This is a genomic window from Paenibacillus sp. FSL R5-0470, assembly GCF_037975205.1.
In the GTDB taxonomy this organism is placed as follows: Bacteria; Bacillota; Bacilli; order Paenibacillales; family Paenibacillaceae; genus Paenibacillus_AQ.
Map to the genome: position 1 here is coordinate 1274925 of NZ_CP150238.1, position 24149 is coordinate 1299073.

A 24149-nucleotide genomic window follows, 5' to 3' on the forward strand; every position below is an offset into this window, starting at 1 on the left:
AATTTAACTTCGAAAATACCCTATCATCTGTAGCCGAGGGAGTCAAATCACAGGTTTAAATAATTATAGTCAAATTCGTCATGTCATTGAGCTAATCATTTATGGTAGGTTTATGCTAGGGAGAATTACATTATTTTGAAATATAAGAAAGTATACGTTTCACACTATATTTTATCCTTATATTTCTCACTAAACGCTTACCGTCCTTATAAGGACGCCGAAGGCGATTATACTTGAAGGAGCTGTTCTGATGAAGATCAAAATTCAGGAATGGATAATAGAAGCAGATATTGCAAAGCTGCAAGCGGCTATGGAAGCAGGCGTAGTCAGCTCAGAAGATTTGGTAGTAGCCTATTTGGAACGGATTCATAAGTACGATATAGACATAAACGCAATCTTAGAAATCAATCCAGAGGCTAAAGACATCGCTAGAGCACTGGATATTGAACGTAGGGAACAAGGAAGTCGGGGAAGTTTACACGGTATTCCTATATTGTTGAAGGATAATATAGATACTGCGGATGAGATGCATACGAGTGCTGGGTCAATAGCTTTAGCAGGATCATTCGCGGCAAAAGATTCCTTCGTAGCTGCGAAACTTCGGTCGGCAGGAGCTGTTTTGCTTGGAAAGGCGAATATGTCGGAGTGGTCTAACTTTATGTCTAGTTCAATGCCAGCTGGGTATAGCTCCCGGGGAGGGCTAGTGCTGAATCCTTACGGACCGGGGAGCGTATTTGTCAGCGGATCTAGTTCTGGACCTGCGGCAGCTATTGCGGCAAATTTGGCAGCAGCGTCGATCGGAACAGAAACCGCGGGATCAATTGTTGGGCCCGCCTGTCAGCATGCTCTCGTCGGGATCAAATCAACGGTCGGATTAGTCAGTCGTACTGGAGTGATTCCTATTTCAGTTAGCCAAGACACTCCTGGACCTATTGCTAAAACGGTTACGGATGCGGCGATTATTTTGGGGGCATTAACGGGAGTGGATGACAAGGATGAAGCAACATTATCGAGCGAGAAGCATGCTTTTACGGACTATACTCCATTTCTAGATAAAAGCTTTATACGGCAAGCAAGAATAGGTGTCCCACGGCATTATTATAACCATTTAGATGCAGAGCGACTTTCAATTATGGAAGCAGCTATCCAGACTTTGAAGAATGAAGGCGCTACGATTATAGATCCGGTTACGCTTTACGTTGAACAACAAAACTGGAATAATGATGTGATCTGTTATGAATTTAAAAAGGGGCTCAATGCGTATTTATCTGGGGTAGATGATTCCGTTCCGATTCACTCTTTGCAAGAACTGATAGCGTATAATGAGATCCATGCTGAAATCGCATTACAATATGGGCAAGACACATTAACTAGGTCAGAGGAAGTAACTTTAACGGAAGAAGAATATCAGCAAAAGAAACAAGAATACAGAAAGCTTGCACTCGAGCAAGGAATAGATTATGTGTTGGAACAATATAGTTTGGATGCATTATTACTGCCTGGTGATGTAGATGGTATGTATATTGCGGCACGCTTGGGGTATCCGTTAATTACCGTTCCGGCAGGGTATGTAGATCAGGGCATTATTGATGCTGACGGTGATCCTACTCGGGGGCCCTTTGGTGTAGTTTTTTCCGGAAAAGCCTATAGTGAGCCTACGCTCCTATCCATAGCCTATGGGTTTGAACAAGCTACGCAGCATCGTGTTCCACCGCAACTGGAATAGGTATTGACTACTTTATTATAGAAGGAAGAGATCAGCTTGAAATATTGTCTAGAGTGTGGAACAGCGTTAGTAATGAAAGAAAGCGATGGGGAAGGGCAGGTACCTTATTGTAATGCATGCGAAACGTTCAGATTCCCTATTTTTAGCACGGCGATCAGTACAGCAGTATTAAATCGGGATATGAATAAGATTCTATTGATTCAGCAGTATAACCGACCAGATTATATATTGCTTGCAGGGTACGTGAATAAAGGTGAAGATGCGGAAACCACACTTATTCGTGAGGTGAAAGAAGAGGTAGGAATTGATATTGTAGCTTATGAATATATGCGCAGCTTGTATTTCGCACCTTCTAATACGCTGATGCTGAATTTTATAGGTGTTGCAGATACGGAGGACTTATGTCAGGTGAGTGCTGAGGTAGATCATGCAGAATGGTTTACTTTGGAAGAGGCCACCAGTGCTATTAAAAAGAATAGTCTAGCCGAAACCTTCCTGTTGGCGATTATTGAAAAATTGCATGCAGATCAGGTACAGGTAAACCCAGTGTCGGTAGGAGGAACAATGTAAGATGATAGTATATAGCTTTCAGCTGAGAATTATGAGTTTGGCGATACCGATTGTGCAGGAGATTCTGGAGCGGAGGTAAAACAATGTTCAATCAAGAGAAAAGAACAATGACGACCGAAAGATTGATTTTAAGACCCTTTGAATTATCTGATGCTAAGCGTGTCTCGGAACTCTGCAATAATTATAATATCTACAAAAGTACGTTGACCCTACCTTATCCATACACTATCGAATGTGCAATATCATGGATTGAAGCTCATGAAGAGAATTTTATCAATAATATGTATTATGAGTTTGCAATTACGGATAAAAGTACAAACGAGCTTTATGGAGCTATAGGTCTGACAAATAATCAAACAAATAGAAATGGTGAAGTTGGATATTGGATAGGTGAGGAATATTGGGGTAAAGGATACGCGACTGAAGCAACAAAAGCGATCATTGCGTTTGCTTTTTCAGAAAAGCATTATCATAAAGTATTTGCAAGACACTTTGCTTCAAATCCCGGATCTGGGAAGGTAATGCAAAAATGTGGAATGGTGGAGGAAGGCATTTTATTACAGCATATCTATAAAGAAAATAAATATGATGACCTTATTCATTATGGAATTATTAACACAGAAGGCTAAGCTACATAAAGTGAATTTAAAAGTTTTTACAAGCATATAAAATAAAAAGGAGCCGAAGGGCTCCTTTTTATAGTTCTACCATTGATCTTTGCTGACAGATCGGATGGATTTTATTATTTAAGCTTATATACACGAGCTTCATAAGGACGAAGCTGAATTGTGTTTAGTTCTTCTTCTGGATTTACTTCGTAGTTGGCAATAAGCAATTCCTTCGCTTGGAATTTCACAGTAGAAGGAAGTTCGAAAGTCGTAGGCTCTCCGAAGAAATTCAATACAACCAGTAGCTGTTCTTCTCCAAGAGTACGTAGATAAGCGTATACCTGCTCATTCTCCTCGGCCAAGATTGTATAGTTTCCGTATACGATAATCTCATGCTGCTTACGCAGTTCAATTAGCTTCTTATAGTAGTGGAAAATAGAATCGGGATCAGCCAGTGCCTTCTCTACGTTGATATCTTTGTAGTTAGGGTTCACAGCCAACCACGGATTGCCGGTAGTGAAGCCTGCCTGCGGTTCCGAGTTCCATTGCATCGGCGTACGGCCATTGTCCCGACCTTTGATGTAAATGGAATTCATGATTTTTTCTTCCGAGTGTCCGGCAGCCAAGTATTCCTTATACATATTTACAATTTCAATATCCTTGTAGTCATCGATGGAAGCAAATTGAACATTTGTCATGCCGATTTCTTCACCTTGATAGATGTAAGGTGTACCTTGGAGCGTATGAAGCAGTGTTGCTAGCATTTTGCCAGACTCTTTCGGGAACAGCTTATCATCACCAAAGCGGGATAGCATACGCGGCTGATCATGGTTGTTCATATACAAGCTGTTCCAACCCTTACCGTCGAGTGCGACTTGCCACTTGGAAATAATGGACTTAATGTCCGCCAGCTTCCAAGGCTGTACATTCCATTTACCTCCAGGACCGGAATCGACGTCCATGAGCTCGAAATGGAATACCATGTTCAGCTCGTTACGATCCTCGGAAACATACAGTGAAGCTTCTTCTGGAGTAACATTAACAGCTTCGCCCACTGTCATGATATCGTACTTGGATAGCACCTCACGGTTCATTTCCTGCATATACTCATGTACGCGTGGACCGTTAACGAAATAGTCTCCACCGAAGTGGTACGTAGGCTGTTCTCCGTTACTTTCCCCAGAAACGCTAGGCAATTCCGGTACTTTGGAGATCAGGTTGATCACGTCCATGCGGAATCCGTCAATTCCTTTATCTAGCCACCAGGTCATCATATCGTAGATTTCCTTGCGGAGCTTTGGATTGTCCCAATTTAAATCCGGTTGTTTCCGGGAGAAGAGATGGAGGTAATATTCCTCCGATTTCTCATCGTATTCCCAAGCTGATCCACTGAAGAAGGAGCCCCAGTCGTTCGGGGGCTGTCCGTCTTTACCCGGACGCCAGATATAATAATCACGATAAGGATTATCCTGCGATTTGCGGGACTCTACGAACCAAGCATGCTCATCTGAGGAATGGTTGACCACAAGGTCCATAATCAGCTTCATGCCACGGCTGTGAAGACCAGCAAGTAGTTCCTCCCAATCGGAGAGCGTTCCGAAATCATCCATAATACTTTGATAATTACTGATATCATAACCGTTATCGTCATTAGGCGACTGGTACACTGGGCACAGCCACACCACGTCGACACCAAGATGATTTAAATAATCAAGTTTCGAGATAATCCCTTGCAGATCACCAATACCATCCCCGTTACTGTCTTTAAAGCTGCGGGGGTAAATTTGATACACTACGCTTTCTTTCCACCATTTTTTATCCAAGGTTGTAATCTCCTATCTCTATATAGATCTTACTATTTTATTTAATGGATCCTGATGTAAGTCCGCTGATAATCCATTTTTGAGCGAACAAATAGACGATGAGCATCGGGGTTAATGCGAGCAAATATGAAGCGAAAGCTAAGTTGAAATCTGTACTAAACTGCCCCTGGAATACATATTGTACCAGCGGAAGTGTGTAGGAATCCTGATCGCCGAGCAGAACCAGCGGTAGCATAAAGTCATTCCAAGTGGATAGACAAGACAGGATACCGATCGTTGCACTAACAGGAGCAAGAAGCGGAAAAATAATCTTCCAGAACGTTCCGAAGGTCGATGCACCGTCTACTGTAGCCGCTTCTTCCAGTTCATACGGAATGGAACGGATATAACCGGTGTAAACAAACACGTTAAAAGCCAGACCATATACGACGTATAGAATAATAATCCCTACAATGTTGTTCATGTGCAGATCCGTAGTCACTTTGACCACAGGCAGCATGATAATCTGGAAAGGGATAAACATTGCGCTGATAAAATAGAAGTAAAGCACTTTAAAAAATCTTCGCTTCATATTACGTGCAATAGCATAGGCTACCATGGAGTTGGTAAGCAATATGAACACGACTGTTGTAATGGTAATCACGGTACTATTTCCTAATGCATTGAAGAAATTCGTTGCTTTAATCGCATTGGAGAAGTTCTCAAAATGCAGGCCAGTTGGCAGCGAGAAGATTGATTGAGCCATTTCCTCGGGATTCTTGAGTGCGATGGCAATGGTCATGTACAGCGGAAACAGGATCAGTATTGAGCCTAGGGCGATAAGAATCGTTACAGGCCAGTTGGTTGATTTTTTGATCATAAGTCCATCTCCCGTTTCTGCAGAAATTTAAGCTGAAGGGCGGAGATAACGACAATCACGATAAAATAAATCACGGCGTTCGCCGATTGATAGGCAAATTCTCCGCCTTGGAAGCCGCCTGTGTAGATTAAGTGGGCAATGGATTGCGTTGAACGACCTGGTCCCCCACCTGTCAAGGCAACGATTTGGTCGAATACCATTAGACCGCCCTTCATCGCGAGCACCATATTGATGGTGAAGAAGGAAGCAAGCATTGGAAACGTAATGCTCCAGAATTCTCTCCAGCGACTAGCGCCGTCCAGATTGGAAGCTTCGTAAAGATCATGAGGAATGGTTTGAAGACCCGCCAGATAGAGAATCGTGTTATAAGCAATCCCCTGCCAAACGGCTACAATGACGATACCGATCCAAGCCCAGTCGGAGTTACCGAGAATGTTCTGTGATAGGAATTCGCTGCCGATTTTCGCACCCCAAATAGGGAATACATTAGCGAACAAGTAGTTGAAAATAAAACCAACAATCAATACGCTGAGGATATTCGGCAAGAAATATACGCCACGGAAAAAGTTTTTAGCTTTAATTTTGGCGTTAAGTCCAAGCGCAATCAACAAGCTGATGATATTGATAAGAATAGTGGTTAGAATGGCATATTTAAAAGTGAACACATATGAATTCAACACATTTTCATCTTGAAAAATGTTAATGAAGTTCTTAAATCCTACGTAATCAAAGCTGTCACTAAAGCCGTCCCAGTTCGTGAACGAATAATATATACCCTGGATTGCAGGAAAGGTATGGAAGGCAAAGAAAAGAAGTAATGCCGGTATAGTCATCAGATAAAAGGCGACTCGGCGTTTGGCCATCATGTAATCCTCCTCATTGTAAAAGCGAAAGAGAAGAGGGGAAGCCCTGTTCTCTTTCGCGGTTCATGTTTGTCTGATCAGTTTATTTCCGGTTAGCTACTTTATCCCATTCCTTATCAAGCTGTTCTAGGTAAGCTTTAATGTCTTTCTTTTGCAAGAAGGATTGGTTGATGGTATCCACTTTCATCGCACTTGGAATGTAGTGGTCAGCAAAGTCAGCCAAGTTGCCAGCGCTAAACGCTTCTTTGAAGCCATCCATCGTTGGATCATCTTGTGTTACACCTTTTACAGCTGGGAATGCTTTTTGCTCATTGATGTATAGGCTAACATTCTCAGGTTGAAGCAGGAAGTCTACGAATTTCTTTGCTTCTTCTTTATGTTTAGTGTTCTTGGAAATCGTCAGCAACGTATCTACGCCAGAAATGACTTTGTTATCGGCAGCATCATTTGTTGCTGGGAATGGGAATACGCCAAGTTCAATGGATGGATTGGCTTTCACGATTTCTGGGATCGCCCATACGCCTTGCAGGTACATTGCGGATTCACCTTTAGCGAATGCTGTGTTTCCGTCATTGTAACCTTTACCAAAAATATCTTTTTGTCCGTATTCCGTCAGCTTAAGCAGCTTTTCAGCAACCTCGTTAAAGCTGTCTGCGAAGGTTACAGTGCCTGCCGCACGCTCCTTGAAGAAATCATTCCCTTTAATGATCGTGGAGAGGGAGTTGAACGGCGTAAGTGTTGTCCATGAATCCTTAAGTGTCAGGTAAAAAGCATTTTTACCGCTGTCCTTGAACTTTTGAGCGACAGCCATGAACTCATCCCAAGTAGTTGGAACAGTAACACCGGCTTCAGCGAACATCGCTTTATTGTAAATGACACCACTTGCGTTTGAAGAGAATGGAAGACCATTCAGTTCGTCCGAGCCCGTCAGGTCTTTCAGCATTTGAAGATATGCTGGCTGGATATTCTCAGCGAGTGGATCGCCTGTGAAATCTTCAAAAAGACCGCTGCCAGATAACGTCTTGTAGGTGTCAGTTGCTCCGATCCCTACCACGTCAGGAATATCTTTCTTCGCTGCACGAGTTTTCAATACGGTTTCAGCATCTGGCGGGTTAACCTGTGTGACAACAATATTTGGATTGGCTTCATTGAATTTCGCAACCAGCTTGTCGAAGGTGGCTTTGGCTTCGGTTTTATTTTGGAAAAACTCGACTTTTACCTTTTCACCGGAGGAGGCATTTCCACCACTATTTGCGCTGTTGTCAGCCGCATTGCTACCACAGGCACTAAGTACGGACATAGCCAGTACGCTAACCACTACGGGTTTGATTGTTTTTTTCATGATTAAATCCTCCTAATAATTTGTTGGTATTATGAACATGTAAGAGATTAAACATGTACGTAAATGAAAACTAATTGATATTCTGCTACTTATAGACGGCAGATATGCATCACCAATAGAGAGAGTAAACGTTTACGTAAAAGGGGTAAAAAGACTCAGGTAAGTGATCTTACCGTTTGTCTTTCCACGATTAAGTGATCGACAATTTTACTATCCACAGTCTCGCCTGTTTCAATCATCTGAATAAGCTTCTCCACGGCGATCTTACCAATATCGTACAGTGGTTGACGCACTGTAGTTAACGGAGGAATAATCATTTTCGCCATTCCAAGATCGTCATAACCCATAATGGATATATCGTCGGGAACACTTAAACCATATTTGATGACCGTGGAAAGAGCACCAATCGCCATTTCATCACTAGCGGCAAAGACGGCAGTGACATCAGGGGCTTGCTCCAAGAGAGCTTCCATTGCAATGCTCCCGCTTTCATACAGAAAGTCTCCAAAGGTGAGATAGCGGCTGTCGAAAGGAATCCCGCTCGCTTCAAGCGCTTTACGATATCCTTCGGCTCTGGGTGCACCAGCGATAGCATCGCTTGGATTTCCGCTGATCATGGCTATTTTGCTATGACCTTTGGAAATTAAGTAGAGGGTAGCATCATAAGCAGCCTGGTAATCGTCTACTTTCACGTAAGGTACACTGGCAAATTCCGTTTGAGAAGAAACCAACACAACTGGGATCTTCATGGTTTCTAGCACATCGTAATACTCTTTCTTCAAGACCTCACTAGAGTAAATAATGCCATCGACCTGCTTCTCCCTTAAGAGTTGTAAGTACTTTAACGTTCGTTTACCATCCTGGTCGGTATTACAGACCATTACACTGTAATTGCGGTCATTGGCCAATTCCTCAATGCCTTTAAGCAGATCGGAGGAGAACGCTCCAGAAACACTTGGAAACATTACACCAATCGTCTGCGTACGCTTATTGATTAGGCCACGAGCAATCGCGTTAGGTTGATAGCCGAGATCTTTGATAGCTTCATTTACCTTTTGTTTCGTCTTGTCGGAGTACCCACTTAAATTGTTTAGCACGCGAGAGACTGTTGCAATGGAAACGTTCGCTTTTTGTGCAACATCTTTAATTGTTGGGTTCATTCATACGACTCCTTAGATTACGGTTAGCCTTAGATTAAACGTTTACGCTTCGAAAATCAAATTACTTAAAAAGTATTACGTAAACGCTTACCCTGAATATAAATCCTGGCAGGTATGCTTGTCAACTCCACTTAAAAAATATGTGAATGATAGGAACCATGAAAGGTAATTATTTTTTAATAGAATGAAACCGATTAAATTACCAGAAAATCTCTGTTAAAGTGGTGTATAAGAGGGAGAAATGTAGTTGGAGCAGGATATTAAGAATACAGAGACCCAGAATTGACAAAAGAATATTAGAGGACTAACATTTAGACAGTAAACGCTTACGTGAAATCGGATTGACATGTTTATCGTTGGTTTAGTGTTTAACCGGATAAGGAGCTGCGCTTATGAATATTTATCTCGAAATTCCAGATGTGGATAAGCATTTTCCTTTTAGAAGTTTACTATGTGGAGGAGATACGCTGTGCTATCCGCATTGGCATAAAGAAATTGAAATTATATATGTAACTAAAGGAAGTCTAAATCTGGGAATAAACGATACCCCTATTCACATGGAGCAGGGTGAGGTTCAATTTATCAACGGTGGGGATGTCCATTATTTTCTCGCCTCACCTGAAAGCGAACGGGTAGTAATTCAATTCGATCTTAACCTGTTTCAGGAAGTCGCAGCTTTGAGCGGAAGTGATTATTCGCTTCGTGAGGTTTTTACGCTTATGGAGCATTCTAGTTCAAAATGGCCCGAAGCAACCGCCGTGAAGATCAAAGGGCTGATTGAGAGTATTTATGAGGAAGACGTGCAGCGAAGAGATGGGTACGCTTACTTAATCAAAGCTAGATTGTTTGAACTATTGACCGTTATTTTACGGGAAGTGCCGAAGAGTACACTCAATAAACAGCCTAAGTTCTCGGAAGATACGCTGAACCAGTCTAGAGAAACACTGGAAAGATTAGAGCGAATTTTTATCTATGTAGAGCAGCATTACCAGGAAGCCATTACGCTAAATGAGGTAGCTAGCTATATGGGATTTAGCCCGTATTATTTTACCAAGCTATTCAAGAAGAATACTGGTATGACCTTTATAGCTTTCTTAAACGAATATCGGCTTAACAAAGCTAAATGGATCTTAATAAATGAAGATTTGCCGATGTCTGCGGTGGCGGAAGCCGCCGGGTTTGGCAGCGTGAAGACATTCCATCATTTTTTCAAAGATGCCACGGGGATATCCCCCCTAAAATACCATAAGACAATATTCGGGAATAATACAGCAAGAATGCAGGAAGAAAGACGCCCCCGGGCTTTGTATGATAGAGATATCAAAACAGGAACAAGTGGAGGTTAGAACAAAAATGACATTAACAGTAGGAATTATCGGCTGCGGAGGCATTGCAAACGGCAAACATATGCCAGCGTTATCAAAAGTGGAAGGTGCTCGAATGGTTGCTTTTTGCGATATCGTTCCAGAGCGTGCTGAGAAGGCAAAAGCGGAGTTTGGGGATGAGGGCTCCGTGGTTTACACAGATTATAAAGAGCTTCTTAAAGATGCAAGTATAGATGTAATTCATGTATGTACACCAAACATTTCTCATGCAGAGATTTCCATTGCGGCAATGGAGGCAGGCAAGCATGTAATGTGTGAAAAGCCGATGGCTAAGACCACAGCAGAAGCGCAAGCAATGATCGATGCTTCAAAACGAACTGGGAAGAAGCTGACCATCGGTTACCAAAACCGTTTCAGACCAGATTCAGCTTATCTGCATACGGTATGCGAGAATGATGGTCTTGGAGAGATTTATTATGCTAAAGCTAAGGCGATCCGTCGTCGTGCCGTTCCTACGTGGGGCGTGTTTCTGGACGAGGAAGCGCAAGGCGGAGGTCCATTGATTGATATCGGTACTCATGCCCTTGATTTGACTCTTTGGATGATGGATAACTACAAACCAAAATATGTTGTCGGTAACGCTTATCATAAGCTGTCCGGTCGTAAAAACGCTGCGAACGCTTGGGGCCCGTGGGATCCAGAGAAATTTACAGTTGAGGATTCCGCCATTGGATTCATTACTATGGAGAATGGAGCTAGCATCGTTCTCGAAGCAAGCTGGGCGCTGAATACCCTTGATGTTGGTGAAGCTAAAACTGTGCTTTGCGGTACTGAAGGTGGAGCGGATATGGAAAATGGTCTGCGCATTAACGGAGAAGAATACGGCAAGACATTCGAGAAGCATATCAGCCTGGAAGCCGGTGGCGTTGACTTTTATGATGGCGCGGGAGATGATCCTGCATTGACTGAGGCTACTCAGTGGATCGAAAGCATCGTCAATGACACCGAGCCTGTAGTGAAGCCAGAGCAGGCGCTCGTTGTTACCCGCATCTTGGAGGCTATTTATAAATCCTCTGAAACTGGCATGCCTGTATTTTTTGAAAAGTAAGAAAGTATAAGTTCCACGTTATACTTAATTCTTACTTTTCTACGAGAAACGTTTGTCATCTTCTGAGGATGACAACGGCGTTTCTTCTTGAATAAACAGTCAAGTTTAACGACATAGATAACTATGAACTAGGAGTGTGTCCAAAGTGACCAGAGTAACGGTATGGAATGAATTCCGCCATGAACGGCAGGAAGAGAGAATTCTCAAGGTCTATCCGCAAGGGATTCACGGACAATTGGCAAGCTTCCTTCAGGAAGCTGGACTGGACGCTCAGACAGCTACGCTGGATGAACCGGAGCATGGACTGACACAAGAAGTGCTGGATAACACAGATGTACTGATTTGGTGGGGACATGTTGCCCATCAAGAAGTTAGCGATGAGATTGTAAATCGTGTTCACCAAAGAGTGCTTCAAGGCATGGGGCTAGTGGTGCTTCATTCGGGTCATATGTCCAAAATATTCATGAAGTTAATGGGCACCAGCTGTGATCTAAAGTGGCGTGAAGCAGGGGAGAAGGAGCGTCTTTGGGTCATGGACCCAAGTCACCCGATTGCTGAGGGCATTGGTGAATATATCGATTTGGAGCAAGAGGAAATGTACGGAGCACATTTTGATGTGCCAGCACCAGAGAGTCTAATTTTTGTCGGCTGGTTTGAAGGCGGCAATGTGTTCCCAAGCGGATCGACCTATCGTCGTGGGAACGGGAAGATCTTTTATTTCCAACCTGGTCATGAATCTTATCCAACCTATTACAACAAAGAAATCCAAAGAGTGATCATCAATGGCGTGAACTGGTGTGCACCAACGAAGCGTGATTATCCAGTTTACGGACATTCTGAAGCATTGGAGCCAATCAAAGAAAAGGTGGTATTATAAATGAAATTAGGCGTATTTGATCCTGTATTTGGAAGTTTGACTCTCGATGAGATGCTTGATAAAATCGCTGCTGCTGGTTTGAATGCGGTAGAGATCGGTTCAGGAGGCAATCCCGGAAATGCCCACTGTCCAACAGATGAGCTGCTTGCCAGCGAATCAGCACGTAAGGAATATCTGGAGAAGTTCACGAAACGTGGCATTATGATCAGTGCATTCAGTTGCCATAATAACCCGATTTCGCCGGATAAAGAAGAAGCTCGTGAAGGCGACGAAATTCTGCGTAAGTCGATCAAGCTAGCTTCGCTAATGGGTGTTAAGGTAGTGAACACTTTCTCGGGAACCGCGGGAGACAGCGACGATGCAAAAGCGCCGAACTGGCCAGTTACACCTTGGCCTACCGTGTACAGTGATATCAAAACCTGGCAGTGGGAGCATAAATTGATCCCTTACTGGAAGGAAATTGGTAAGCTGGCTGAGGAGCATGGCGTTAAGATCGGTATCGAGCTTCATGGCGGATTCCTCTGCCATACTCCTTACACGATTCTGAAGCTAAGAGAAGCAACCTGTGATGCGATCGGCGCGAATCTAGACCCGAGCCATCTGTGGTGGCAAGGCATCGATCCTGTAGGTGCGATCAAGATTCTTGGTAAAGCTGGTGCGATCCATCATTTCCATGCCAAGGATACGTACCTGGATCAGGACAATATTAATATGTATGGTCTGACGGATATGCAGCCTTACGGCGATGTACAGACCCGTGCATGGACCTTCCGCTCCGTTGGCTGTGGACACAGCATATCTGAATGGTCGGATATCATGAGTGCGCTGCGTACTTACGGTTATGATTATGTGGTCAGCATCGAGCATGAAGACCCTCTTATGACGGTAGACGAAGGCTTCCAACGTGCAGTAACCAATTTGCAATCCATTCTTATTCGCGATCAACCACAAGGTATGTGGTGGGCGTAAGAATAGTTTAAGAACGAAAGGTCTTGATTCTCTAGTGTTTGTAGAGGATCAAGACCTTTTTTTTGCGTGTTTATGTGGATGTGGGTTAGGATAATGTGCGGATGAAGAAAATAGCAGAAAGCAAGGTTCTAAGATGAATAAAGGAGAGACAACAATGATACTAGAAGTTATTGCTACAACATTAAGTGATGCAGTACTGGCCGAGCGTTATGGAGCTGATCGAATTGAATTGATCACTGGGATCAGTGAAGGGGGATTGACGCCCAGTCTGGGACTTATTGAAAAAGTGCGCAATGCTGTCTCTATCCCGGTCAGGGTAATGGTTAGACCCCATGCCAGATCCTTTTCTTATGATAAGGATGATATAGAAACCATGGAGCAGGATATTCAGCATATCGTTTCTATCGGCGGGTTATCTGTCGTAATGGGCATGTTACGCCCTGATGGAACAATTGACGAAGAGTCACTTCAAAGGTTACTTCGTACTGCAAAAGGTTTGGAGGTGACATTCCATCGTGCTTTTGATGAAGTGAGGAATCAATTTGAGGCGTTAGAAATATTGATGCGTTATCCTCAAATTACTGACATTCTAACATCAGGAGCCGAGGATACAGCCCCTAAAGGTTCGGAACGTCTTGCTGCGCTGGAGCAGCTTACCTCGAAGCAATCTATATCTATTCTTGCTGGCAGTGGGTTAACGGCAGATGGGTTAAGTGATTTTATAAAACAAACGGGTGTACGCCGAGTGCATTTCGGTTCAGCCGTTAGAGAAGATGGAGATGCGCTAAAGCCGATAGATCCTCTTCGCTTGCAGGTTGTTCGAAACTTTTTGGATCAAAGAAAAGAGCAGTAACCTCACCGGTACTTATTGATTTCATTCTTCGACAGGCTTGTCCGTTGATTTCGATTTAATTTCCTCATATTGGATGATATTATAAAATCGGAATATGAAAATTACAAATGTTGATCAAGCCAAATATGACAATCGGAGGATGATCCACAGTGAGTAAGGTACAGTTCTCGGTTCAAGTAAGGTTAGTATCCAATCTGGAGCGTTCCAAGGAATTTTACGCTACAGTGTTAAGCTGTGAAGTGAATGATTGGTGGGCGGTACGCGATGAATTTGCACTGGGATTCAAGCTAATACAGGCAGCTCGTACGGAAGATGTTCAACCAAATATAGCCGGACAAGGTCAGATCACTCCGTGGGACACCTATGCTTATGTGGAGACTCATCCTGAGCTTGACGAGCTATATGAAGAGTTAAAGGGTAAAGGAGCAGAATTTGTTCAAGAGCCTGATCTTCAGGAAGCAGACTGGGGGAGCTGGAAGGATTTTGCGATTAAAGATCCAGATGGATACGTGATTGCATTTGGTTCAGGTAAGAAACATTAGTTGTCTAATCATGAAATACTGAGCATATAAAATATAGAGCTGATCTTTGGTTATCCAAAGGTCGGCTTTTTTAATGTGCGTTCACTTGGTTACAGTATTGCAATCTCTGCGTCAAATGTGGGGGACGAGTTGAAAAGAATAGGTACAGGTTGGTATGCAACAAAATTGAAATGATTTCGTCTTTATATATGGAGGTGGAGAAAATTGGGATTTTTCGTTTCGGGTGGCCGGTTTGAATCATTATTACAGCGGAACATGAAGCTGATGCTTGTGTTTGGGCTTCTGTTCGCTGCATGTTTTACAGGTGTGGGAAAGGCGGAAGCTGCTGCTGGATCAGATCTGATTATCGTGAACAAAAAAACAAACAAACTCGCGTATTTCAGTGATGGTAAGCTGGTAAAGATCTTTCCAGTCGCAACGGGGAAGTCGAAGGAACTGACACCCGAAGGCAGCTTCAAAATGGTAGTTAAAGTAAAGAACAGACCCTATTACAAAGAAAAAATACCCGGGGGTGATCCGGCCAATCCACTTGGCGACCGCTGGCTAGGGCTAGAAGTGAACGGAACTTATGGTACCACATATGCGATTCACGGCAATAATAATGAGTCCTCCATAGGAAAGTATGTTAGCGCCGGATGTATTCGAATGCATAATGATGACATCCACTGGCTGTACCCAAAAATAGCTAAAAATACAAGGGTCATTATTACAACAAGCACACTGGCTATGGAGAGTATTGCGACTAAAAATGGGTATTCCGTAGGAAGTAAGATGTTTGCTGGAGCTTTTGAGCTGGATGGAGTCACGACAAAGCTAAAAGATCCTTTTTTAATGGATAACTCCCGTGTGTTTGTTCCGCTGAGAGAATCTGTAGCCTTGTTAGGTGGAACTTTACAGAGCAAAGCTGGAACAGGTGCACTGCTAATTACGATAGGAAATCGTACGGTGGCACATCAGCCTTTATCCGATCAGGCTGTTGTAAATGGAAAGACGTTTACGATACCAGCGTCCCGTAATGAAAATGGTCGATTGATGATTCCGCTGAGCATCTTGCCCGATTTATTTGGTATTCAGGTGCAATGGAGTTCACAGTCTCAGTCGGTAAAGATTATTTTATAACTATTCTTGAACTATTAATTCTGGCTTAAATGGGTATATACTATATTCATTCAAACCAATTCGGACAATGACGGAGGACCACCGACTAATGAATAACTAACACGTTTCCTAGAAGAAGACCATAGAGCTTGTGAAGTGCATATGCACAAGTCACGGATCACCCGTTCAGGGTGATAACGGTCAGGGATACGTGTGTCGGTCGGGGGTCTTACGTTGCTTTTATATGAATAGATCTATCTATTGTTTGGTTTACTCTGCATACAGCAGGTGATCACGGCCGTAGTCTATTCATGTTATGGCATATTTCCCCCCCATCATACGCTATTTGACCGCAGACCGCTGGCTGCGGTTTTTTATTTGCAATATAATCGGAGGAATGGAATATGACCCTAATAAAAACAAAAAATTTACGTAAAGAATGGAACGGGACCCTGTTGTTCGAGAAGGTGTCCTTTGAGATATCAGAAGGAGAGCGTGTGCTCTTGTTCGGTCGTAATGGAATCGGCAAAACCACATTGCTTAAGGGGCTGATCGGTCGCCTCCTCTTTGAGGAGGGAAGTATCTATCATGGTTTGCCACGTGAGGAATGGGGTGTGCTGGATCAGCAGCTAGAAGTATCCGAAGAAGTGACCGCCTTGGATTACGTAATCGCCGGATCGCCAGAGCTCCCCCAATTGAAGCGCCGGCTTGAAATTCTCAGTCAGAGGTTGCAGGAGCAGAACGACGAGAGTGAAGCGGGACTTACTGAATACGCCGAAGTGTACGATCAATACTTGCAGCTTGGTGGATATGACTGGGAGGCTAAAGCGGAAAAATGCTTGAAGCAGCTCAAACTTGAGCGTTCGGTTTGGAATGTGCCGTACTCATCGCTAAGCGGTGGGCAAAAGACACGTGTTCAATTGGCAGCATTGTTAGCCCAGCAGCCGAAGCTGTTGATTCTAGATGAGCCGACGAATCACTTAGATGGAGAAACGATGGAGTGGTTGGAACAATGGGTCCATACCTATCCCGGAACTGTGCTTTATGTTTCGCATGATCGTACGTTCATCGATCGAACGGCGACGGCGTTGCTGGAGCTTAGTCCAGAGGGGTGTCGTCGGTATTCGGGTGGATATACGCAGTATCGGGAGCAGAAGGAGGTAGAGGCGCGAACGCTAGAGGGACAATATAAGAAGCAGGAACAGGAAAAGGAGAAGCTGCTGGAGAGCATCAGAAGGTATTCCGAATGGTTCCAACAGGCACACCGTGCTGCCGGACAGCATGATTTCCTGCGTGCGAAATCAAAGAAGAACGTATCTCGTCTTCATGCGAAGGAAGCTGCACTCGAACGCTTAAATAAGAACCGTGTGGAATTACCACGCGAGACAAGTAAGCTGAAGATGAAGCTTGAAAGTGAAGCGTTTATGGCGGACACTTTGCTGTCACTCCGTGAGATTGATTTTGCATATAAGGGTAGTGCGCCTGTACTGAAAAATTTCAGTTTGTCATTGAATCGAGGCGATCGTCTCGCTATTCTGGGTCCTAATGGTGTCGGTAAGTCTTCTTTGCTGAAGCTGATTGCTGGTATTCATCAACCTAGCAAAGGTGAAGTGCGGCTGCATCCGCGTACGAAGGTTGGTTATTTTGCGCAAGAGCTCGATAATCTAGCGGTGTCGTCCACCATTCTGGATAGTTTGCTTGAACTGCCAGGTATGACCCAAACGGAGGCACGAACGATTCTGGGCTGCTTTTTATTTTCGCGGGATGATGTCTTTAAACGAATTGGTGATTTAAGTCTGGGGGAGAAATGTCGTGTAGCTTTCCTTAAACTGTACTTTGGAAAAGCTAACCTATTAGTACTGGATGAACCCACCAATTATCTGGACATTGACACTAGGGAACGAGTAGAAGAAGCGCTAAGGGTATACCCGGGAGGAATTGTGATGGTCTCACATGACCGGTACCTTCACACTAAAGTAGCTAATCGTTTGGTAATACTAGCACCGACTCAGGCACCGAAGTTTTTTCAAGGTTCCTATGAGGAATACATCTCAAAAGACAGGAGTCGAGTGCTTACCCGTAAAGAACAGACCCTTGAGGACGACCTCGTTCTTCTGCAGCTGCGTCTGAATCAACTGATCCAGAGCGGAACTAGGAATACAGAGGAGGAGAATGAAGCGTTAATGGCGGAAATCGTTAATCTGAGGGCGCAGATTCAGGAAATAGAGGGTAAGGAAAAAACTATACACTCATAGGGAAGAACCGACACAACCTAGCTCAGGATAGAAGGTATCTTGGGCTGGGTTGTTTTTTTATTCCGTTAGAAGTCATCACAGTCAAAGTGTATAATTGGATGAATATGGATGTTTTGCATACAGAAAATTTTGAAGGGGAGGCTCTAGAAATGACAAAACTAGGTTCTTTTATATTGGAATTACTTCGAATGTGTGTATTGCTTGTGTTGACCTTGTTTATTTTAGGCGGGGTAGAGAGATTTATATATCAATCTATATTTGGTCAGCCTATGTATAACTGGAGTATGGCGCTCGGGAATTTATTGATATTTTTTATGCTGTATCGGAATCATTTTCAGTTTAAAGGTTGGTACAAATCGCACAAAAATCAAAAGCTAACGATCCTCACTACGAGAATCACAATGGTTGTATCGCTAGGACTTATCATCCTGCCGATCGGGCTCGGCTAAGCCTATGAGGATTAGAATCATCGGGACTGTGATGATTTTGAATGGAATCGGGGATATGATCAGGAAGCGATACATAGAATAGTTGAATTAACGAATAATTTTTCTGATAGACGGGTGATTCTAAAGCATAATAAGGAACTGGAAACCATTATTGAAGAGCGGATAATCAGGATGAATGAATAAAGTAAGCATAGAGAGTGAGGCCCTAATATGGATAATTATAAGGTTGAACGTTTGGAACAGGAGGATTTCATAGGCTTTTGGAAAAGAGTTCTCGCTACTATTCTTGATCTCCTTATCATTCTGATACCTGCGGTTATTGTATACTGGATATTCAATTCATTAGCTGTATCCTTGCATTCGGAGATTCCCATCATCCTTGAGTATATTTTCTTCGTCGTGTTTGATGTTTTTATGATCGTTAGATTTGGAGGAACGCCTGGGAAGCTGGTTTTAAAGATGAAAATTGTCAATCAGCAAGGGAATATCCCAACGTTGAAGGAAGCTCTAATTCGAAATATTTTCCGAATCATTAGTACGATTTTTTCAATGATTGTTGGCGTAAGCCTCTACGATCTCACTGTGATTTCCACCACTCTTAATTTATGGGCACCTTTAGCTACTGACCTCAGTAAAATACTTGGCCTCATCATGCTTGTGGATTATCTATTTGTCGCATTTACTCCCCGTAAACGGGCGCTTCACGATATGATGGCTGGTACTTATGTTGTTGATAAATCCGCAATCTAAAGGATGCTTTTATAAGCATCCTTTTTTTAATGTTAAGTATTTTACTGTTAAACAATTTACTATTAAATATTTTACTGTTAAACAATTTACTATTAAATATTTTAGTGTTAAAATATATGTCGAAGCAGCCAATAATTATGAATATCTAAGGAGGATGTCTTGGAAAACCCAGATATTTTTAGACTCATACATGCAGTTGAATTATTCACGAATGAAATTATTGTTCGATGGATGAATGCTTTTGACCACAATATTGGGATATCTCCTGTTCTCGTCTTGGGAGAATTGAATAAAAAGGGTCCCCAGAAGCAAACTACTTTGGCTAAGAAGCTAGGTTATACGCCGGGGGCGATGACGAATATTGCCAATCGCTTAATTAAGCAGGAAATGGCCGAGCGCAAATATAACGAGGATGATCGCCGAAATGTACTGCTGTCTATCACGGACAAAGGCAGAGATGTACTGAAGGAAGCACAGCTAAAAGGGCAGGAGCTCCGAGCTGAAATGTTTCAGAAGCTCGATGAAGAAGAACTGCAGCAATTCTTGAAAATCTATGAAAAGTTGTTAACGAGCTTTGATAGCTCTGAAACATAAATGAAGTCATCTAAGAATCTTAATCACATTATAAAGGGGTATGAATATGGGAAGAGTTCAAGGTAAGGTTGCATTAGTAACTGGAGGCGCTTCAGGTATTGGCTTATCAGCCGCTACTTTAATGGCTAGAGAAGGAGCCAAAGTTGTCATCGCTGATTTTAATGTAGAGGCTGCCAAAGAAGCAGCGGCTAAGATTAAAAGTGAAGGTGGAGAGGCGGAAGGTCTTTTCCTGGATGCATCCCAAGCGGATTCGATCAAGGAAGCTGTTGATTTCACAGTCGCTCAGTATGGCACAATTACAGTCTTATTTAACAATGTAGGTCTAACTAATCTGCAAAAAGACCTAGATGTCGTCAACATAGATTTGGAAGAATGGGATCGCTTGATGAATGTGAACACCAAAAGTGTTCTGTTAGGCAGCCGGTTTGCCATTCCACATATGATTAAAGCGGGCGGGGGTTCGATCATTAACACAGCTTCCATGTCAGCATTTGCTGGAGATTCATTGCGCACGGCTTATGGCTCCTCTAAGGCAGCTGTTGTGAACCTAACTCGTTACATCGCCACACAATATGGTAAAGATAAGATTCGTTGCAACGGAGTGGCTCCGGGCCTGATCTTAACACCTGCGGCTGCAAGAAATATGCCGCCAGCTGTGCTGGATATTTTTCAGAAGTTCAACGCTCTGCCTTACCATGGAGAAGCGGATGATATCGGAAACACAGTGTTGTTCCTGGCATCGGATGAATCTAAATTCATTACTGGTCAAACGATTGAAGTAGAGGGTGGTCACTATATGTCCAATCCGAGCATTACGGACTTCCAGAATTACATGATGGAAGCTAAAGGTAAATAAAATCATGCGTAATTAAAAAATCCGGTCCATGCTCGTGTTAATCGAGAGGGACCGGATTTTTGTTTGTATAAGTGAGTTAGGCTAAGTTAGCTTACCTTTTCAACAGCTTGCATAAAGGTCTTCAATGCGGAGGACTTTGCCCCTTCGATCCATTGCTTCAAAACATCTGTCTGACCATTTACATACCATCCGAGTTTTTCCTTCAGCTCTTGGTCAAAGTTGTTAGGCTGTTTTGTTCGTTCAGCTATGAGCTGTTTAATCATTTGTGGCCAACGATACCCATTAAGACCAAAGCTGTGTTCGGGGTAATGCTCAGCCAGTGTCATTACAGAAGAAAGCGACTCACCAGCGTATAATTCTGCCGCCAAATAGCTGCCAATAAAACGATGGCTGTCATCATGCTCTAAGGCGATAGCAAATTGCTCCCGAGCTTCTGTAAGCTTGCCTTGATGCATGAGAGCTACGGCGTTTATAGAGCGTACATAACTGTTTAATTCGATTGGGTTTAACTCGTTGTAGCGGGAATGAAATTCGTTATAAGATTTCCAGTCCTTATGGTCAAAATAATACTGTGTCAACGTGAAGGTATAATTAGAATAAGGATGCAACTGTATGAGCTTTTGGAGTAGCGGAATCGCCTGATCTTCTAATGAGTCATCCTTCGTCAGGGAGGATTTAGCGAGCATCAGCTTCACAAGCATATGCAGGGCATGAGCATCCTGTGGATCATCGGCAACATTCTGTTGGTACATTTCTATGGCTTGATCAGGTTTCTTATTTAGCAATAGTCTATCGGCTGTGGTTAATTCTCGTTCCTTGAGATAGAAGAAGGGCAGATTACCAACGGTGTCTTCGTTCAATCTGTAGCCATTACTGCGGGTAAGCAGATGTCCATCCGCATCAAATGCTTCGATATTCCAAGAAAAGCGTGCTTCAGGATTCATGAACACGAGAAAAGATAGAGGATCAATCGATTCAAAGCCCTCTCCGCCACTGCCGTAGGAGAAACCACTGTTGTAATAGAGTTCATCTACTGGAATAGAGACTTGATTGTCCGTGATATGGTCCCGAATCTGCGAACTGAAGGAACTCCCCACCATCGAGACCCCACCGCTTAAACGATAGTAAGCTGCACCTTCAACAGCCTTCCAGTGGAAATCTACAGATTGACCCGTTATCGTCTCCTGATTAATAGGAGACTGAAGCTCAAGCAGAGGTTGTAGAACAATGCTCTCATTCAACCTATCATCCGGTTTAACTTCAATCCAATCGTCATACTGTACAGGCCAAGTCCATCCGTCGATCTGATCATAGCTAAGTCCAAGCTGCAATTGATAGAAGCCCGGAATCACACCGTGGAATTCGAAACGCCCTTCATTGTCGGTTACGATTCGGTACGGTTCAGCGGCTGTGATGCTGTGATTAACCTCGCTTTCAGCACGGAGAAAAATACCTGCGCGTGAGATTGGTGTCCCATCGCTTCGGGTTAGGGTTCCAGATACGACAGCTGTTGAGGTACTTCCCATATCTACAGCTGACTGAATGGCAGATATTAGCGCTTCAAGCTGCATTTCGGCTTCTGAAGTGCCAATCGTTGGTGCTGAACTTGATGATGAGCCCGCTGCTTCGCTGTCTTTATCAGAGTTACTAATGACAAGACTCATTTGTTTATGAATATCCTGCCAGTATTTTTTGTAGCTCTCCAAGCCATTGGTTACTACGGCAAGGGCTTCCTGCGCTTTGCCTTTCGTGAAGAGCAGGCGCCCGGTAAGCCATGCTTTTTGCGCTTCTAAATCTTTCTGATTCTCGTATGGAAATGTAGTTTGTTCAAGAATAGATTCAGCGGCTGTTGTATCCCCACGATTCAGGGCACGTTCTGCTTGAAGCAGCGCCAGTTCTTTTGCCACGCTAGAATTACTGTCTAACTGTTTCGCGGCGGTGTTTAGCGCTTGATCTCCGTCGTCCCTACGACCAAGAGCATCATATTCGTAGGCAAGCAGCTTAACCGCAAATATACGTGTATTATTCGCTGGCCCATCAAGGATGTATTCCTCAAGCAACGCGATTTTATCCTCTGACAGCAAGTTGGAAATACTCGGTTCATCATGATTCCACTGACTCATAGAGGGGCCAATATTTACGTCATATCTGTAGGGATCGTAGCCGTGCTCCTTATCGATGATATTTGTTTGAATAAGCTCCATACGTTTACTGCCAGTTGTAGACTCTAGCTTTTTCAGAAGTTCTGTACGGGCCAGGTTAGATTGAATAGCTGGGCTTTCCTCCATTTGTGCCTTTGAGGAGGGCAGAAAGTTAAATAGAAGAATGAGCAGGGAGGCAGGGAGTAGCACGAATGACACTAGATGTTTGACTTTGATCTTAATTCGCATGTCTCTTCACCGCCTGATCATAGATATCCTTCCAGTACGTATTACCTCCAGCCTCAATAAGTTCACGGTTCGGATGCTGTTGGACGTTTTGTTGTGGTTGATGTTTAACCTCTGGTTGATGCAGTGTCAATGATACGACTAGAATAATGGCACCAATCGCGCCTATAGGTTTCACAGGGATCTCGATTTCTTTATTCCAGAAAGCCAAGAGACGGGCTCCAAAGGTTGGAGGGTGGGTCATCTTGAGGACGCGTTCATGTCCTTCGAAGTGTATGGGTTGTAGTTCTTCATCTAGCTGTTGCTTGATAGCTTCGCGTTTCGTATTCTCCGTATTCCCCGTATTCATAAGAAATGTCCCTCCTTCTCCAACATCTTTTTTAAGAGTGTCCGTCCTCTAACTAACCGGGATTTAATCGTATTCTCCGGTGTATTCAATTGCTCGGAAATTTCACGGATGCTCATCTCATGAAAGTAATATAACGTCAGACATTCGCGGTATACATAATCGAGATTCCTGATGAACTCGGCGAGTCTAACATTATGCCATTCCACCATAAAAAGCTCTTCTGCCCCGGCAGTGAAGCCCGCATCATCGCTGGCTTGTAGCTCTGACCCACCCGAGGGGAAAATATTACGCCAGCTCCAAGTCCGTTGCTTCATGCGGCAGCGGTTGACTACGATGCGAATGAGCCAAGCCCTTAACCGTTCCGGATCCTGCAACTGATTCATTTTGGCATAGGCTTGAATAAAAGTATCTTGTACCGCCTCTTCGGCACTCTGTCGATCTTTGAGCAGTAAGCAAGCGGTTCGGAGCAGCATATCGCCGTAATCGTCCATCAATAGGCGGAGAGCTGACTCATCCTTTGCTTTGATTCTCTCTATAATATTCAGATGAAGCTCCCCTCCCTTTACTAATAAGATGCGGCTTGGAGGATTAAGGTTGCGTTTGTGTGGAATATTTTTACTAAGGGGGAGTATCTCCCGAGATGATGTCCCGTAATTTATTGATGTTCAGCAGATTTGGGTAAATGATATTTAGACCAAGCCAAGCCCTCCTTGGCTGATGAAACTTTTTCATTTCAGTATCGTCTATATTTTCAGTTCCATTTTTTTGCAAGCTGGTTTTGAGCTA

General features: G+C 43.4%; 23 protein-coding genes. 15 read left to right on the forward strand and 8 right to left on the reverse strand.

The annotated features are described in order from the left end of the window. Positions 1-250 precede the first annotated feature (250 nt). The 3 genes from MKY99_RS05525 to MKY99_RS05535 all read left to right on the forward strand — a co-directional run bounded on the left by MKY99_RS05525 (position 251) and on the right by MKY99_RS05535 (position 2925). A complete protein-coding gene (locus tag MKY99_RS05525; protein WP_339269184.1) occupies positions 251-1726 on the forward strand; it encodes an amidase family protein in 1476 nt (491 codons plus the stop codon). Positions 1727-1762: 36 nt separating this feature from the next. Continuing rightward, entirely contained in the window at positions 1763-2296 is a 534-nt protein-coding gene (locus MKY99_RS05530) for an NUDIX domain-containing protein (protein WP_339269185.1), read from the forward strand. Positions 2297-2379: 83 nt separating this feature from the next. Beyond that, positions 2380-2925 (forward strand): GNAT family N-acetyltransferase, encoded by a 546-nt coding sequence (locus MKY99_RS05535; RefSeq protein WP_339269186.1) that lies wholly within the window; start codon positions 2380-2382, stop codon positions 2923-2925. 113 nt (positions 2926-3038) lie between these two features. On the opposite strand, the gene MKY99_RS05540 is transcribed toward MKY99_RS05535, so the two are convergent. The 5 genes from MKY99_RS05540 to MKY99_RS05560 all read right to left on the reverse strand — a co-directional run bounded on the left by MKY99_RS05540 (position 3039) and on the right by MKY99_RS05560 (position 8951). Then, complete coding sequence (locus MKY99_RS05540) at positions 3039-4727, reverse strand: alpha-glucosidase (protein WP_076301066.1); 1689 nt, start codon at positions 4725-4727, stop codon at positions 3039-3041. A 37-nt stretch (positions 4728-4764) separates the two neighbouring features. Continuing rightward, positions 4765-5586: a carbohydrate ABC transporter permease gene (locus tag MKY99_RS05545; RefSeq protein WP_179085741.1), complete on the reverse strand. Its 822-nt coding sequence runs from the start codon at positions 5584-5586 to the stop codon at positions 4765-4767. Continuing rightward, positions 5583-6449: a sugar ABC transporter permease gene (locus MKY99_RS05550; RefSeq protein ID WP_042185429.1), complete on the reverse strand. Its 867-nt coding sequence runs from the start codon at positions 6447-6449 to the stop codon at positions 5583-5585. Before MKY99_RS05550 ends, MKY99_RS05545 begins: the two co-directional genes overlap by 4 nt. Before the next feature lie 82 nt (positions 6450-6531). Beyond that, on the reverse strand, positions 6532-7791 hold the full coding sequence (locus MKY99_RS05555) for an extracellular solute-binding protein (RefSeq protein ID WP_052404174.1): 1260 nt from the start codon (positions 7789-7791) through the stop codon (positions 6532-6534). Positions 7792-7946: 155 nt separating this feature from the next. Next, on the reverse strand, positions 7947-8951 hold the full coding sequence (locus tag MKY99_RS05560; RefSeq protein WP_042185431.1) for a substrate-binding domain-containing protein: 1005 nt from the start codon (positions 8949-8951) through the stop codon (positions 7947-7949). A gap of 392 nt (positions 8952-9343) precedes the next feature. Between MKY99_RS05560 and MKY99_RS05565 the strand changes: the two genes are divergently transcribed. The 12 genes from MKY99_RS05565 to MKY99_RS05620 all read left to right on the forward strand — a co-directional run bounded on the left by MKY99_RS05565 (position 9344) and on the right by MKY99_RS05620 (position 20627). Next, on the forward strand, positions 9344-10297 hold the full coding sequence (locus MKY99_RS05565) for an AraC family transcriptional regulator (protein WP_339245496.1): 954 nt from the start codon (positions 9344-9346) through the stop codon (positions 10295-10297). Positions 10298-10304: 7 nt separating this feature from the next. Continuing rightward, positions 10305-11384 carry a Gfo/Idh/MocA family oxidoreductase gene (locus MKY99_RS05570; protein WP_042185435.1) on the forward strand — a complete coding sequence of 360 codons (1080 nt, stop codon included), beginning with the start codon at positions 10305-10307 and terminating at the stop codon, positions 11382-11384. Positions 11385-11529: 145 nt separating this feature from the next. Beyond that, entirely contained in the window at positions 11530-12261 is a 732-nt protein-coding gene (locus MKY99_RS05575; RefSeq protein WP_042124690.1) for a ThuA domain-containing protein, read from the forward strand. After that, positions 12262-13230 carry a sugar phosphate isomerase/epimerase gene (locus tag MKY99_RS05580; protein WP_042185436.1) on the forward strand — a complete coding sequence of 323 codons (969 nt, stop codon included), beginning with the start codon at positions 12262-12264 and terminating at the stop codon, positions 13228-13230. Between the two features lie 154 nt (positions 13231-13384). Next, entirely contained in the window at positions 13385-14083 is a 699-nt protein-coding gene (locus tag MKY99_RS05585) for a copper homeostasis protein CutC (RefSeq protein ID WP_339269190.1), read from the forward strand. 149 nt (positions 14084-14232) lie between these two features. Further along, positions 14233-14625 carry a VOC family protein gene (locus MKY99_RS05590; RefSeq protein WP_076301069.1) on the forward strand — a complete coding sequence of 131 codons (393 nt, stop codon included), beginning with the start codon at positions 14233-14235 and terminating at the stop codon, positions 14623-14625. Positions 14626-14829: 204 nt separating this feature from the next. Then, on the forward strand, positions 14830-15744 hold the full coding sequence (locus MKY99_RS05595; protein ID WP_339269191.1) for a L,D-transpeptidase family protein: 915 nt from the start codon (positions 14830-14832) through the stop codon (positions 15742-15744). A gap of 383 nt (positions 15745-16127) precedes the next feature. Then, positions 16128-17978 (forward strand): ABC-F type ribosomal protection protein, encoded by a 1851-nt coding sequence (gene abc-f, locus MKY99_RS05600; protein ID WP_339269193.1) that lies wholly within the window; start codon positions 16128-16130, stop codon positions 17976-17978. A 149-nt stretch (positions 17979-18127) separates the two neighbouring features. Beyond that, positions 18128-18427: a hypothetical protein gene (locus tag MKY99_RS05605; RefSeq protein WP_339269194.1), complete on the forward strand. Its 300-nt coding sequence runs from the start codon at positions 18128-18130 to the stop codon at positions 18425-18427. A 210-nt stretch (positions 18428-18637) separates the two neighbouring features. Continuing rightward, positions 18638-19177, forward strand: coding sequence for an RDD family protein (locus MKY99_RS05610; protein WP_052404175.1), 540 nt, complete (start codon positions 18638-18640; stop codon positions 19175-19177). Between the two features lie 159 nt (positions 19178-19336). Then, positions 19337-19771 carry a MarR family transcriptional regulator gene (locus tag MKY99_RS05615; RefSeq protein WP_042185446.1) on the forward strand — a complete coding sequence of 145 codons (435 nt, stop codon included), beginning with the start codon at positions 19337-19339 and terminating at the stop codon, positions 19769-19771. 46 nt (positions 19772-19817) lie between these two features. Beyond that, positions 19818-20627 (forward strand): SDR family NAD(P)-dependent oxidoreductase, encoded by an 810-nt coding sequence (locus tag MKY99_RS05620; RefSeq protein WP_042185448.1) that lies wholly within the window; start codon positions 19818-19820, stop codon positions 20625-20627. An 86-nt stretch (positions 20628-20713) separates the two neighbouring features. Here MKY99_RS05620 and MKY99_RS05625 read toward each other — a convergent pair whose 3' ends face one another. From MKY99_RS05625 to MKY99_RS05635, 3 genes are read right to left on the reverse strand one after another with little or no spacing between them, the layout of a single operon-like run. Next, a complete protein-coding gene (locus MKY99_RS05625; protein WP_339269196.1) occupies positions 20714-23017 on the reverse strand; it encodes a carboxypeptidase-like regulatory domain-containing protein in 2304 nt (767 codons plus the stop codon). Continuing rightward, positions 23007-23363, reverse strand: a complete 357-nt coding sequence (locus tag MKY99_RS05630; protein ID WP_339245522.1) for a hypothetical protein — start codon at positions 23361-23363, stop codon at positions 23007-23009. The genes MKY99_RS05625 and MKY99_RS05630 overlap by 11 nt, the downstream gene beginning before the upstream one ends. Further along, complete coding sequence (locus MKY99_RS05635) at positions 23360-23938, reverse strand: sigma-70 family RNA polymerase sigma factor (protein WP_339271510.1); 579 nt, start codon at positions 23936-23938, stop codon at positions 23360-23362. The genes MKY99_RS05630 and MKY99_RS05635 overlap by 4 nt, the downstream gene beginning before the upstream one ends. Positions 23939-24149 lie beyond the last annotated feature (211 nt).

What these genes read in the sequence shown, in the direction of transcription:
- MKY99_RS05525 (WP_339269184.1), top strand. Translation starts at nt 251, where the DNA reads ATGAAGATCAAAATTCAGGAATGGATAATAGAAGCAGATATTGCAAAG.
- MKY99_RS05535 (WP_339269186.1), top strand. Translation starts at nt 2,380, where the DNA reads ATGTTCAATCAAGAGAAAAGAACAATGACGACCGAAAGATTGATTTTA.
- MKY99_RS05545 (WP_179085741.1), bottom strand. Translation starts at nt 5,586, where the DNA reads ATGATCAAAAAATCAACCAACTGGCCTGTAACGATTCTTATCGCCCTA.
- MKY99_RS05550 (WP_042185429.1), bottom strand. Translation starts at nt 6,449, where the DNA reads ATGGCCAAACGCCGAGTCGCCTTTTATCTGATGACTATACCGGCATTA.
- MKY99_RS05555 (WP_052404174.1), bottom strand. Translation starts at nt 7,791, where the DNA reads ATGAAAAAAACAATCAAACCCGTAGTGGTTAGCGTACTGGCTATGTCC.
- MKY99_RS05560 (WP_042185431.1), bottom strand. Translation starts at nt 8,951, where the DNA reads ATGAACCCAACAATTAAAGATGTTGCACAAAAAGCGAACGTTTCCATT.
- MKY99_RS05565 (WP_339245496.1), top strand. Translation starts at nt 9,344, where the DNA reads ATGAATATTTATCTCGAAATTCCAGATGTGGATAAGCATTTTCCTTTT.
- MKY99_RS05570 (WP_042185435.1), top strand. Translation starts at nt 10,305, where the DNA reads ATGACATTAACAGTAGGAATTATCGGCTGCGGAGGCATTGCAAACGGC.
- MKY99_RS05580 (WP_042185436.1), top strand. Translation starts at nt 12,262, where the DNA reads ATGAAATTAGGCGTATTTGATCCTGTATTTGGAAGTTTGACTCTCGAT.
- MKY99_RS05585 (WP_339269190.1), top strand. Translation starts at nt 13,385, where the DNA reads ATGATACTAGAAGTTATTGCTACAACATTAAGTGATGCAGTACTGGCC.
- abc-f (WP_339269193.1), top strand. Translation starts at nt 16,128, where the DNA reads ATGACCCTAATAAAAACAAAAAATTTACGTAAAGAATGGAACGGGACC.
- MKY99_RS05605 (WP_339269194.1), top strand. Translation starts at nt 18,128, where the DNA reads ATGACAAAACTAGGTTCTTTTATATTGGAATTACTTCGAATGTGTGTA.
- MKY99_RS05610 (WP_052404175.1), top strand. Translation starts at nt 18,638, where the DNA reads ATGGATAATTATAAGGTTGAACGTTTGGAACAGGAGGATTTCATAGGC.
- MKY99_RS05620 (WP_042185448.1), top strand. Translation starts at nt 19,818, where the DNA reads ATGGGAAGAGTTCAAGGTAAGGTTGCATTAGTAACTGGAGGCGCTTCA.
- MKY99_RS05625 (WP_339269196.1), bottom strand. Translation starts at nt 23,017, where the DNA reads ATGCGAATTAAGATCAAAGTCAAACATCTAGTGTCATTCGTGCTACTC.
- MKY99_RS05630 (WP_339245522.1), bottom strand. Translation starts at nt 23,363, where the DNA reads ATGAATACGGGGAATACGGAGAATACGAAACGCGAAGCTATCAAGCAA.